7 protein-coding genes are annotated in these 13,481 nt (G+C 43.5%); 5 read left to right on the forward strand and 2 right to left on the reverse strand.

Annotation, left to right across the window (positions count from 1 at the left end):
* Positions 1–535: 535 nt before the first annotated feature.
* Positions 536–4,597: a hybrid sensor histidine kinase/response regulator transcription factor gene (locus NSB03_RS01215; RefSeq protein WP_024986236.1), complete on the reverse strand. Its 4,062-nt coding sequence runs from the start codon at positions 4,595–4,597 to the stop codon at positions 536–538.
* 328 nt (positions 4,598–4,925) lie between these two features.
* Here NSB03_RS01215 and NSB03_RS01220 point away from each other — a divergent pair, with 328 nt between their 5' ends.
* Positions 4,926–6,755, forward strand: a complete 1,830-nt coding sequence (locus NSB03_RS01220) for a TrkH family potassium uptake protein (protein ID WP_024986235.1) — start codon at positions 4,926–4,928, stop codon at positions 6,753–6,755.
* A 4-nt stretch (positions 6,756–6,759) separates the two neighbouring features.
* Positions 6,760–7,446 (forward strand): potassium channel family protein, encoded by a 687-nt coding sequence (locus tag NSB03_RS01225; protein WP_024986234.1) that lies wholly within the window; start codon positions 6,760–6,762, stop codon positions 7,444–7,446.
* 117 nt (positions 7,447–7,563) lie between these two features.
* Here NSB03_RS01225 and galB read toward each other — a convergent pair whose 3' ends face one another.
* Positions 7,564–10,011, reverse strand: a complete 2,448-nt coding sequence (gene galB / locus NSB03_RS01230; protein WP_371826224.1) for a beta-galactosidase GalB — start codon at positions 10,009–10,011, stop codon at positions 7,564–7,566.
* Positions 10,012–10,256: 245 nt separating this feature from the next.
* On the opposite strand from galB, the gene NSB03_RS01235 reads away from it, so the two are divergent.
* The 3 genes from NSB03_RS01235 (at position 10,257) to NSB03_RS01245 (ending at position 13,258) form a co-directional block, all read left to right on the forward strand.
* Positions 10,257–10,808 (forward strand): DUF4738 domain-containing protein, encoded by a 552-nt coding sequence (locus NSB03_RS01235; protein ID WP_024986233.1) that lies wholly within the window; start codon positions 10,257–10,259, stop codon positions 10,806–10,808.
* 123 nt (positions 10,809–10,931) lie between these two features.
* The gene (locus tag NSB03_RS01240; protein ID WP_257466156.1) at positions 10,932–12,110 is read left to right on the forward strand and encodes a heparin lyase I family protein; all 1,179 of its coding nucleotides are present in this window, start codon (positions 10,932–10,934) and stop codon (positions 12,108–12,110) included.
* Positions 12,111–12,310: 200 nt separating this feature from the next.
* Positions 12,311–13,258, forward strand: a complete 948-nt coding sequence (locus NSB03_RS01245; protein WP_135035009.1) for a tyrosine-type DNA invertase cluster 3b — start codon at positions 12,311–12,313, stop codon at positions 13,256–13,258.
* Positions 13,259–13,481 lie beyond the last annotated feature (223 nt).

Here is a 13,481-nt window from a genome sequence, read left to right on the forward strand (position 1 = left end):
TTTTAGGTGTTCTATTGGATGAATTTTAGTCCATAATGATTGGGGAAATCATGGTGGATTGGAGAAATAAGAAGGATAAGTGTAACTAATCGGAATGATTCGAAATATAATCTCATAATCTCTCTCTTACGTTACTTAAGAATCACAACCTACCTTGTTCCTATTTCTTAGCTGTAGGGAAACATTTTGTTTCCTGCCTTAGAAACTCCGGTTTCATAGGCTTGAAACAAAAGTTTCACCAGCTTGGAACTTTAGTTTCAAGCTTATGAAACTTAAGTTTCTTCCTGTTGAAACAAAAGTTTCAATTAGGAGAAACTACCTTGGAACTTTATTCGGTGACAGCAAAAATGCCGTCACCGTGCTGTCATAGCTTGCTGTCACATTATAGCATGCTTATAATCAAATATTTAAATGCAAATAGGTGACAGGTGACAGCAGATTTTCACTTTTTAATTCTTGAGAGGGATATTGTAAGATTATATTTTGGCTCAAATCCGTCAAGAAGAAAAGTACAGTCTTATACATTGTTGTTAGCTTATCCCTTTGCCTTCTTGATATACTCCGTAGGCAAACATCCGAAATACTTCTTGAAACTTGTAGCAAAGTAAGACGGTGTGTTGAATCCTACCATCGTACTGACTTCGGCTACCGTATAACGTCCGTCCTTCAGTAATTTGGCAGCTTCATTAAAACGAATCTTGCGAATAAAGTCGATAGTAGATTCACCTGTGATAGCTTTCAACTTCAGATGTAGATTGGAACGGCTCATATTCATTTCTCTGGCAAACTCGTCTGTAGAGAATTCGATGTTGTCCATGTTTTTTTCTACGATGGCAACGGCGCGTTTCAGTAAAGCTTCATCCATGGCGTTGAATGTAATCTTTTCCGGTTCCACTTCCAGAGATTTGGAATACCGTTCGAGCATACGCCTGCGAGTACGCATCATGTTCTGTATCTTTGTTGTCAGTATGGCAAGAGAGAATGGTTTGGGGATATAATCATCCGCACCCATTTGCAGACCTTCCATCTGGTCTTTAATCTCGCTTCTGGCTGACAGGATAATAACAGGGATATGGCAGGTACGGATATTCTGTTTCACATTCCTACATAGCTTGATACCATCCATCACAGGCATCATGACATCCGTAACAATAATGTCCACTTCATTCTCTTTCAGTTTCTCCAAAGCCTCTTCACCGTTTCCGGCTTCCAGTGTATTGAAGAGTTCGGCAAGTCCGCTACTTAGGTAATGGCGGATTTCGTTATTGTCTTCTACGATAAGAATTGTTCCCCGTTTTTTGTCACCTGATTCTATGGTTTCATTTTCCACCTTTTCCGTATCAATGAAATACATCTCTTTGGAATTGGTAGAATATACCTGTTCTTCTTCGTTTTTGTTATCAATGGAAGCTAATTCGGATGGCTTGTAGGTGTTTATATTCTGCGGAAGATATACAGAGAACGTACTGCCTTTACCCTCTTCGCTATCCAGTTCAATGCGGCCGTGATGTAATTCTACCAAGCGTTGTACCAATGAAAGACCGATACCGCTTCCCACGTGCTCGCTTTCAATCTGATAGAATCGTTCGAATATCTTTCCTTGTTTGTTGATAGGAATGCCGATACCTGTATCACTGACTTGCAGTATCAGGTAGTTATTTTCCTCTTTCAGAGTCACGGTAATGCTTTGTCCGCTTTCTGTATATTTGAAAGCATTTGAAAGCAGATTGTTGACAATCAGTTCCAGATAATTGGGATCGAAAAGTTCCTCTTTGTCTTCCAATTCCGAGTGAAGCGTATAGGTAATCTTTTTATGACGCGCCAGTTTATCATAGAATAGGAAATTGTCATGTATCAACTGGTGGGCATTTTCTTTTTTCACCTTTAATTCAAACACTCCAAGTTCGGCCCGGCGGTAATCCATCAACTGATTGACCAAATGCAGCAGGCGATTGGCATTTCGCTGGATATACTCCAGTTGGTTCCGTGTCCAGCGGTCGCTTATCTTGTTGATAATTTCCTGTAAAGGAGCTAAGATAAGGGTCAGCGGAGTACGCAATTCATGAGAAATATTGATGAAGAAACGCATCTTCATCTGGTTGATTTCCTCCTGGTGCTCCTTGTCCCTGCGTTCTATCTCCAGTTCCGCTTCCATGCTTTTCCGCATCCAGAAGAAACGGAATACGAAAGTGATGAAACCGATGAAAGTGGCGAGGAAAAGAAGTATCGCCCACCAAGTCTTGTACCATATGGGCAGGACTGTGATTTCGAGTACGGTGGGAGTCATATTCCATTTTCCGTCGCTATTGGCAGCCTTTACGAGGAAATGATAAGTACCTTGCGGCAGGTTGGAGTAGGAGACAGAACGTTTGTCTGTCAGATAATACCACTCTTTGTCATAACCTTCCAGCTTATAGGCAAATGTATTGTGCTGTCCCGAAATATAGTTGGATACCACAAACTCGATGGTGAAAGCCGTTTGCCATGATTTCAATGTGATACTTTCCGTTTCGTTGATACTCTTGGTCAGGATGCCGGTCTCGTCATCGGGGCGGACTGTTTTATTGAACAGTTGCAGTTTGGTTATTACTACAGGTGGGGTATAAGGGTTGTCCAGCAGCAATTCCGGACGGAAAGTTGTGATACCGTTGATACCCCCGAAATACATTTGCCCGCTGGAAGTGCGGCAGTATGAGGAAGTATTGAACTGGTTGCTTTGCAGACCGTCCGATTCGGTAAAGTTACGGAATTTTTCAGTTTCCGGGTTAAAGCAGGAAATACCCCGGTTGGTACTCAGCCAGAGTCGTCCGAAAGTATCTTCCAGGATACCATAGACTACATTATTAGGCAAACCGTTGGCAGTGGTATATCGTTTGATTTTCTTTTCTTTCTCATTAAAGCAATAGACCCCCTCACGCGTACCTATCCAAATGACACCGTTATTTGCTTCGTAAATGCAGTTGGTGAACATTTTCGTAACGGAAGACGACGGAAGAATAGAAGCCTTTTGTATATCCAATCCTTGTTGCAGGAAAACTGATATCCCTTCTTCACCGCCGACCCAAAGCCGATTATGTGAATCCCTGAACAGGGTTGTAATCTGCTGGGGTGTGAACGGAGTACCGTCTTTCTCTTTATTTATGGTCGTAAAACTTTGTTGGGCGGGATTGAAGCTGACTAAAGCACTCAATGTTCCCAACAGGAGATTGCCGCCCTCGTCGGGGATAATAGCATATACGTTTTCATTCACCAACCGGCTGTTGGTCTGATTGAAACTTTCCATTCGTCCGCTGTTGCGGTGGAGAACAGTCAGTCCGCCGGCATGAGTACCGATATATACCAATGACTTCTGCTCGTCTACATATACGGCTTTGATGTTATTGGAACCGATTCCTATTTCCCGTTCGTTTTCCTGCAATGCATAATGTGTAAACTGTTGTGTTTTGGTGTTGTATAGGTTCAGTCCGCCGTCATTGGTTCCTATCCAAAGATTCTTGTCCTTATCTTCTACAATACAACTTACTACATTGTCGCTCAATGAGTTCTTATAAGGAATACGCTGTATGGTCTTGAACCGGTTCCGGATGGGATGGTAATAGTTTAATCCGCCGAAATAAGTTCCAAGCCACATGCCTCCTTGCGAATCCATAAAGATACTGCGAACCGAACGTTGCGACAGACTGCCTTTTTCTACCGGACTACTACTATATGAGATAAATGAGTCACTTGCCTCATGATAAATATTCAAATCATTGAATGTACCTATCCATAAACGGTTTTGTGAATCCAGTGCCAACGAACGGATATAATTGGAACTGATACTTTTAGGATTGGAAGAGGAATGGAGGTATGTCTTAACTTCGTTGGTTTTCGGGTTGAACAGAAGCAAGCCGGCTCCTTCGGTCGCTATCCATATGCGGGTGGGAGATTGCTGCAAGATAGATTGAATCCGTTTGGTGTCTGATATAGGAGTCATCTTTTCCAGACTTTTCTGTGGGATAGAGTAGCTGTAAAGCCCGTTCTCCATTGTACCGATATAGATTACATCTCCATGCCTGTAAAGAGCGGTGGCTATAATCTTATGCATGGCTGTGCCGAAAGAATCGTCCACAAATTTGGATTCTTTTATGTCGAACATGATAAGACCTTCCGGTGTGCTTATAAGCAATTGTTCCGGTGAAATCTCGGCAATGCCGTTGATTTGCTGCCGTTTCCCTTTCTTCTCGTAGAAAAAGTTGTTGAACTGGTCTTTTTCTTCATCATAGCATGACAGCCCGTCCCGTGTGCCTATCCAAACCCGTCCCCGGCTATCTGTTTTTACAATTCGCGAAATATCATTGGCTATGCTGTTAGGGTCATCCTCATTGTGCTGATAGACTGTGAAGGCATACCCGTCATATTTGTTCACTCCATCATAGGTAGCAAACCACATATTGCCCCGTTTATCCTGGTCAATGGCGAATACGGTACTTTGCGACAATCCTTCATTAATAGAAATATAAGAGAAATTTATTTGTTCCGGAATCTCGGAAAAAGCAGGATTTGTTCCTATGTATAGAAAGAACAGACAGATTATTATATTTTTTAGATAGCTCATTATTAGGTCGTAAGATTAATAGTGGCGCCAAAGGTAATAAAATCTTTTCTATACAGTATAATGAAAAATAGAAAAAGATATATCCACCGCTTCCATCAGACCGTCTTTGAGCAACAGGGAAACGATAACACCTGCGCCATGGTAACGAAGACCACCGGCATGAATATGGACCGGAGCAAAATTGTGTCGTCGTTCATAATATTGTGGCTTTTAATTTTCTGCTGCCAGATGTAGACAAAATTTTTAATATTCGGATAATTTTGTCAACAAAGAATCGGTTTCGATTGTTGTTTTATTTAAGTTTGCGCGATGTTATAAAAAATATGATATGAAGATTTATCATAAATTCTTGTTATACCAAAACAAACTGCTGAAACCTTATATACATATTATATTAGGCTTGGTAGGAGCATTGACCTATTTAGCGTCTCTTGCGCTGATTGTCGGGGTTGTTTACGAACATGGCTTTCCGCTGTCGGTGGATGAAATAGCGAAAATACAAGTCCTGTATAAAGCCGTATGGGTTATCTTTCTGATTGATGTCACCCTGCATATCTCCCTTGAATACCGAAGTACCAAGAAACAATATCGAGGGTTGGCATGGATATTGAGTGTCTTGCTATATCTCACTTTGATACCTGTTATTTTTCATCAACCGGAGGAGGAAGGAGCTATTCTGCAGTTTTGGGGGTTCCTGCATGGAAAGTTCTATCATTTGGTATTATTGCTGATTTTCTCTTTCTTGAATTTGTCCAACGGCCTGGTGCGCCTGTTGGGACGCCGTACCAATCCGTCTTTGATGCTGGCAGTCAGCTTTCTTGCTATTATTCTGATTGGTACAGGGCTGCTGATGTTGCCACGATGTACGGTGAATGGCATTACTTGGGTTGATTCGTTGTTCACGGCTACGAGTGCGGTATGTGTCACGGGATTAGTCCCGGTCGATGTGGCGACTACGTTTACTACCGGTGGTCTTGTTGTCATTATCCTGCTGATTCAGATAGGCGGATTGGGAGTGATGACCTTGACCAGCTTCTTTGCGATGTTCTTTATGGGGAATACTTCTCTTTACAACCAGTTGGTGGTACGCGATATGGTCAGTTCCAATTCGTTAGGTTCGTTGCTGTCCACCTTATTATATATACTCGGATTTACCTTGGTGATTGAAGGCATCGGCATGGTTTCTATCTGGTTCAGTATTCACGGCACATTGGGAATGAGTCTGGAGAGTGAACTGGCTTTTTCTGCTTTCCATTCCATTTCTGCTTTCTGTAATGCCGGGTTCTCCACGCTTTCCGGCAATTTGGGCAATCCGATGGTGATGACTAATCATAATTGGTTGTTTATCTCTGTTTCTTTTCTGGTTATTTTGGGCGGTATCGGTTTTCCTATCCTGGTCAATTTCAAAGATATTGTATTGTATCATTTGCGTCATTTCTGGAGGTTTGTACGTACCCGCAAACTGGAAAAGCACCGTACGCTTCATCTCTATAATCTGAATACGAAGATTGTACTGATAATGACTTTCCTGCTGTTGGTTATCGGCACGTTGGCGATTGCCGCTTTTGAATGGAACGCTTCATTTGCAGGAATGCCTGTGGCAGACAAATGGACGCAGGCTTTCTTTAATGCCACTTGTCCGCGAACAGCAGGTTTTAGCAGCGTAGACCTGACTTCGTTGGGTGTGCAGACCTTATTGGTTTATTTAGTCTTGATGTGGATTGGTGGGGGCGCCCAGTCTACTGCCGGTGGTGTGAAGGTAAATGCTTTTGCAGTAGTTGTCCTGAACCTTGTAGCTGTGCTGCGTGGAACGGAGCGTGTAGAGGTATTCGGCAGGGAGCTTTCGCACGATTCTATCCGGCGTTCCAATGCTACGGTAGTCATGTCATTGGGAGTGCTGTTCCTCTTTATCTTTATATTGAGCGTCCTTGAACCTCAGGTATCATTGATGGCATTGACTTTCGAATGTGTGTCGGCACTTAGTACGGTAGGTTCCAGCTTGAATCTGACTCCGAAGTTGTGTGACGCAAGTAAATTATTGGTGGCATTATTGATGTTTATCGGGCGTGTGGGGCTGATTACGTTGATGCTCGGAATTGTGAAACAGAAAAAGAATACAAAATACCGTTATCCGAGTGATAACATAATCATAAACTAAAGATATGAAGTATATTATTATCGGTTTAGGAAATTACGGCTATATGCTGGCCGAAGAATTGTCTGCATTGGGACACGAGATTATTGGTGCGGATATTAGTGAGAGCCGTGTGGACAGCATCAAAGACAAGATTGCCACTGCATTTGTGATTGACGCGACGGATGAACAGTCCTTGTCGGTTCTTCCGCTGAATAGTGTGGACGTAGTGATTGTCGCGATTGGCGAGAATTTCGGTGCGTCTGTGCGGGTGGTAGCTTTGTTGAAACAGAAAAAGGTGACTCGTATTTATGCCCGTGCAATTGATGGGGTTCATAAAGCTGTGCTGGAAGCTTTCAGCCTGGAGAAAATATTGACACCGGAAGAGGATGCAGCCCGCAGTCTGGTACAATTACTTGATTTCGGGACAAACATGGAAGCTTTCCGCATTGATTCGGAATACTATGTCGTAAAGTTCACCGTACCGAGGAAGTTTGTGGGATACTTTGTCAATGAACTGAACTTGTATGAAGAATTCCATCTGAAACTCATCGGGCTGAAGCGTGCGGATAAAATAACCAATTGCCTGGGGATTTCCCTGACGGAACTTCATGTGAAGAACGAACTGCCGGAGAACGAGAAAGTAGAAGAGGGGGATGAGCTGGTTTGCTACGGCAAATACCGGGATTTTCAGTCTTTTTGGAAGGCCATTTGATGGTTGTTTATGTCAACTTATCGAATATGTTTGGGAAAGCCGGATAATCTGTTGCAATCAGAAAAGACTACCATGATTATCCGGCTCTCTTATAAGGTCAAATTTGGAATAGCGTAATTATTTTGCTTGAAGACGGACTGTTCCGGCTTTCACACCGCTTGCTTTGGCAGTCAGTATGATTTCTCCGGCCATTTCATCCGTCTGTACAATAGCGGTCAGCATTCCGTAGAAAGCGTGCATCTTCGGAAGATGGAATTGTTCCAGATTGGTAGGGTCGCCGTTGGCTACTGCCCGGAATTTCCCGGCTCCTTTTACAGAGAAGTTTATCAGGCGGCTATCTGCCGGGCAGAGGTTACCGTCCTTGTCTACTACTTTCACAGTGACATAAGCCAAGTCTTTTCCGTCAGCAGTCAGTTCGTTGCGGTTGCTCACCAGTTCGATATGATGAGGCTTACCGGCAGTGCGGACTGTCTTTTCTGCTGCAACTTTTCCGTCTTTGTTATAAGCTACTACTCTAACTTCGCCCGGTTCATATACGGCATCCATCCACATCAAACGGTAACGGCTCTTCAAGGAACTGTTGTTCTTGCTTTGTTTGCCGTAGCTTTTTCCATTGATAAACAGTTCGGCTGTCGGGTAGTTGGTATATACGAATACCGGGGTTACTTCACCTTCACGTCCCGGCCAAGTCCAATGAGGAAGGATATGCAGCGTCTCTGCATTTTTGTTCCATACGCTACGGTAAAGATAGTAACGGTCTTTAGGAATACTGGCAAGGTCGATAATACCAAACATAGAACTATGATTCGGCCATGAATCGACATCATAAGGCGAAGGTTCGCCCAAGTAATCGAATCCTGTCCATACGAACTGCCCGATAGTCCAGTGGTTATCATCGGCTAAGGCGAAATCTTCATCCGGGATATTTGACCACGGACATACTTCCACATCATACGAAGAACATTGGTGGTCTTCATATTTAGCTCCTTTTTTATCTTCCACCGGGAATTTATAGACTCCGCGTGAGCTGACGGTAGAAGCTGTCTCGCTGCCCAAAATCAAGTTCTGCGGAAGCTGGTCGTAAGATTCTTTATAACGTTGTGTACGATAGTTAAGTCCCGGTATGTCAATCATAGCCGCAAAGCCGTTGGCAAGCACGCAAGTTACCTGGTCCATTCCGCAAGTCACAGGACGGGTCGGGTCTTCACGGTGACAGATGTCTTGCAGGAACTTAGCCACTTTATAACCGACGGGGCTACACTGAGTAGGCACTTCATTACCAATACTCCACATTACCACACAAGGGTTATTGCGGTAGTTGTGAAGCATATTCACCATGTCGCGTTCCGCCCATTCATCGAAATAACGGTGATAACCGTTGGTACATTTGGCAATATCCCATTCGTCGAACGGTTCAATCATCATCATAAATCCCATTTCGTCACATAGTTCAACGAGTTCGGGGGCCGGCATGTTATGTGATGTACGGATGGCGTCACAACCCATATCTTTCAAAAGAGTAAGTTGGTGGCGGAGTGCCGCTACATTGATAGCCGCTCCCAACGGGCCTAAGTCGTGATGATTACATACTCCTTGGAATTTCCGGTGTTTTCCATTCAGGTAGAAACCTTTATCGGCGATGTACTTGATGCTACGGATACCAAAGCGGGTGGTGTAAGTATCTACCAGCTTGTTGTCTGCATAGATTTTGGAAATCGCTTTGTAGAGCGACGGGCTTTCCGGCGACCAGAGTTCAGGTGCATTTACAATGAAATTCTGTTCGAACGGCTGTCCGTGATTGATACGGCTTGTATTCTCTTTACGGGTAACTATTTTTCCGTCCGGTGAAAGAATATCCGTCTCTATGCGGATTTGCGTTTTCTCACCGGCATTGTCTATCTTTGTCTGCAGGTGCACGGCTGCAAATTCCTTGCTCACATGAGGAGTTGTAATCTGTGTTCCCCATACAGGCACGTGGACTTTATCAGTAACAATCAGGTGCACGTTGCGATACAAGCCCGCTCCCGGATACCAGCGCGAAGACTGCGGACGGTTTTCCAGCCGTACAGCCAGTATATTACTCTTTCCGTCTTTATTCAGGAAAGGAGTGACGTTACAATGGAAAGAATTGTAGCCGAAAGGCCAGAAACAGACTTCTTTCCCATTCACATAGATATGGGCTTCACTCATAGCGCCGTCGAAGAGCAAGGTTACTTCTTTGCCGGCAGGAGTGTCAAAACTGGTACGATACCAGCCGGAGCCTACATAAGGCAGTCCCCCGGTACGTCCTGTCTTTAAAGATGCTTTTTTCTCGAAGTTCTGCGTGATGGCAACATTCTGAAGGTCATTGTTCATGTCGAAAGGACCGAAAATAGCCCAGTCGTGCGGAATGACGACCGATTCCCATTTTGTGTCATTAAACTCCGGCTGACCGGCCTCTTTAAAATCTCCTTTACTGAACTTCCAGTTCTTCTCGAGCAGCGTCTCGCTGCGCTGCGCTTGCAGGCTGCAAGCGGCTCCCAACAAAAGTACAGTTGCTAACTGTTTTTGGTGTTTCATGTTCATTTTTTCTTTTCAGGTATAAATAATTTTGGATTCGGGGTAAAGATATAAAAAAGCTTCCAATAAATTTGTCTCTTAAAGGTATTAAATAAATGAGTGGGTCTGTACTCCCAAACACTGTACTACTTGTTTATGGTATCAGATTTGCAAGATTTATTTCGTAAATGTAGGAAAAATGTCGGTTACACTTGTAAATATCCCGCTCTTTTTGTTCCTTTGTTACCTATTTATAAACAGAAAACTTACGTATGAGAAAACTAATTTATTTGCTTTTGTTGCCATTGGCAGTGGTTGCGACTGCTTGTGGCGGTAAAAAAGGAACTTCAAATAATGAATCAACGTTGGCAACAATGGACAGTGTGGACGCTCACGGACTGCAACGTATGCAAACTTCCAAAAGCGAAATAGACTTTAAGTTTAAAGGAAAAGACTATCATTCCATGGTTTCGCGCACACCGGATGAAAATCTGCCTCATGTCGTCAACGAAATGGGAGATACCTATGTCGATAATAAAATCGTGTTGCGCCTGACACGTGGCAGCGAGAAAGTGTTTGATAAAACATTTACCAAGAATGATTTTTCATCCGTAGTAGATGCTAAATTCCTGTCGAATTCTGTCCTCGAAGGAATCGTGTATGACAAGACCACTCCACAGGGAATAGTATATGCCGCCAGTGTTTGTTATCCGCAGACAGATTTGTATATGCCGCTTTCTATCACTATCACAGCCGATGGAAAAATGAGCATACAAAAAGTGGATATGCTTGAAGAAGCATACGATGACGAATCGTTCAATTGAGCCTGTGAGCGGGTATTGACAGCAGAATTACACAAATGTGAAAACATTTGAGACAAAAGAAAGGCAGCCGAAGAGGTTGCCTTTCGTATTTTTGCACCGTCAACAAACTTAATACCAAATAGAATGAAGAAAAACATTTTAGCTATCTGTGCGGTAGTGGTAGGATATATGGCAATGACTGCCCAGACTAAAAATACACAAACGCTGGTTCCGCTTGCCGAGCGTGTAAACGTACAGGCAGATTCGGCACGTGTCGACCAGATAATAGACGGCTGTTGGGTAGCGGTCGGAACCAAAAAAACACATGCCATTCAACGCGACTTCACCCGTATGTTCAACGGCAAACCTTCTTATCGCTTTGAACTGAAAGAAGATGATAACACGTTGTCGGGTTACGCAAAAGGGGAAACAAAAGGGCGTGCGGAATTTTCTTATTGCTATGCAACTTCCGATGATTTCAAAGGGAAACCGGCCGATACGTATAAAAAGGCACAAATAATGAAAACTGTATATCATCATGGTAAAGGGGCTTGTCCGCAAGGTTCCTCCCGCGACTATGAGTTTTCGGTATATATCCCTTCTACACTGGGCAGTGATGTCTCGACAATTTTCGCCCAATGGCACGGGATGCCCGACCGTACCTTGGTGCAGACTCCGCAGGGCGAAGTGAAGACGCTGACAGTTGACGAATTCATCGAACTGGATAAGTCTACTATCTTCAAGAAAAACATAGGACACGAGAAAAAAGTCAAACTGGACAAGCAGGGCAATCCGGTTAAAGACAAACAAGGCAATCCGGTGTATGTAGCCGGCAAAGCCAACGGATGGCTGGTTGAACAGGGAGGATACCCGCCACTGGCGTTCGGATTCTCAGGTGGCTGGTTTTATATCAAGGCAAACTCCGATCGTAGGTGGTTGACAGACAAAGATGACCGTTGCAACGCAAATGTAGAGAGAACTCAGATTATGAAACCTGTGACATCTGAGTATAAAGCATCTACCATCGCCTACAAAATGCCTTTCGCAGACTTCCCGAAAGATTGCTGGATTACATTCCGCATCCATATCGACTGGACGGTCTACGGAAAAGAAGCCGAAACAATCGTGAAGCCGGGTATGCTCGATGTGCAGATGGATTATCGGGACAAAGGAAAAAAGGTTAGTAAACATATCGTAGACAATGAGAAAATCCTGATTGGACGTAACGACAAAGACGGCTACTATTTTAAGTTCGGTATTTACCGTGTGGGTAATAGCACGAAGCCGGTATGTTACAATCTGGCAAACTATTCAGAAAGGTAAATTAGTTAAAAAGGTAAAGAGGGAGTAATATCCGGATGTTCTTTTGTGGGCATCCGGATATTTTTTTATGTGAATCTGGTAATATTAAAAAATGTCAATAATCACGTGTCGTTTAGTATATACGTTCCGGTTATGCAAAAAGATTCGTTCTTTTGCCGCCTGCCAAATGGTATATATGTATAAAATAACTAGCGATGTAAATGATGAGTAAAAATGGATTTAGCCGATGTGGGGAACTCTACATCGGTCGTTTGCGAAAAGAGGGACGCCACTCTACAGCGCACGTCTACAAAAACGCCCTTTTTTCTTTCTGCAAATTTTGCGGCATATCCAATGTGTCGTTCAGGCAAGTCACCCGTGAGCGTTTACGACTATACGGTCAGTATCTTTGCGAGTGTGGGTTGAAGCCTAATACGGTTTCTACGTATATGCGCATGCTCCGTAGCATTTACAATCGGGGGGTGGAAGCGGGGAATGCCTCTTACGTGCCGCGATTGTTCGGTGATGTCTATACAGGCGTGGATGTCCGTCAGAAAAAAGCTTTGCCTGCTGCCGAACTTCATAAACTCTTGTATGAAGACCCGAAGTCGGAACGTTTACGTCGTACGCAAGCCATTGCCGCCCTGATGTTTCAGTTTTGCGGAATGTCGTTCGCCGACTTGGCTCACCTGGAGAAGTCGTCTTTGGACAGCAATGTGCTGCGTTATAACCGTGTCAAGACCAAGACTCCCATGAGTGTGGAGGTGCTGGACAGCGCAAAGGAGATGATTGAGCAACTACGGAACAAGCAGGAGTCTTTGCCCGATTGTCCGGATTATCTGTTTGATATTCTTCGTGGTGACAAGAAACGGAAAGATGTAGCATCTTATCGGGAATACCAGTCCGCTCTCCGTCGGTTTAATAATAGCCTGAAAGATTTGGCAAGAGTGTTGCATCTGAAATCTCCGGTTTCTTCCTACACGTTCCGGCACTCCTGGGCTACTACCGCCAAATACCGGGGAGTCTCAATTGAAATGATTAGTGAATCATTGGGGCATAAATCTATAAAAACCACACAAATCTACTTGAAAGGCTTCGGACTTGAAGAACGTACAAAGGTAAATAAAGGGAATTTATCTTACGTAAGAAACTACTGCACTAACAGATGATTTTGGCGTAATATATTGGCAATCAGTGGTAATAATCATCCGTTACTTCTTAGGTAACGGATTTAAATTTGGGGCAAAGATAGACAAAAACATGGATAGCATACAAATATTTCTTCACTTTTTTTAGTTTTATCTGAAACATAGAGCAAAAAACAATCCGAACATGAAATAATAGATTTTTCATGCTCTAACTTTTTATTGCCTAAAATCATGAGCTTTTTCT

The sequence above is a fragment of the Bacteroides acidifaciens genome (assembly GCF_024623065.1).
GTDB classification, from domain to species: domain Bacteria; phylum Bacteroidota; class Bacteroidia; order Bacteroidales; family Bacteroidaceae; genus Bacteroides; species Bacteroides acidifaciens.

What these genes read in the sequence shown, in the direction of transcription:
- NSB03_RS01215 (WP_024986236.1), bottom strand. Translation starts at nt 4,597, where the DNA reads ATGAGCTATCTAAAAAATATAATAATCTGTCTGTTCTTTCTATACATA.
- NSB03_RS01220 (WP_024986235.1), top strand. Translation starts at nt 4,926, where the DNA reads ATGAAGATTTATCATAAATTCTTGTTATACCAAAACAAACTGCTGAAA.
- NSB03_RS01225 (WP_024986234.1), top strand. Translation starts at nt 6,760, where the DNA reads ATGAAGTATATTATTATCGGTTTAGGAAATTACGGCTATATGCTGGCC.
- galB (WP_371826224.1), bottom strand. Translation starts at nt 10,011, where the DNA reads ATGAACATGAAACACCAAAAACAGTTAGCAACTGTACTTTTGTTGGGA.
- NSB03_RS01235 (WP_024986233.1), top strand. Translation starts at nt 10,257, where the DNA reads ATGAGAAAACTAATTTATTTGCTTTTGTTGCCATTGGCAGTGGTTGCG.
- NSB03_RS01240 (WP_257466156.1), top strand. Translation starts at nt 10,932, where the DNA reads ATGAAGAAAAACATTTTAGCTATCTGTGCGGTAGTGGTAGGATATATG.
- NSB03_RS01245 (WP_135035009.1), top strand. Translation starts at nt 12,311, where the DNA reads ATGATGAGTAAAAATGGATTTAGCCGATGTGGGGAACTCTACATCGGT.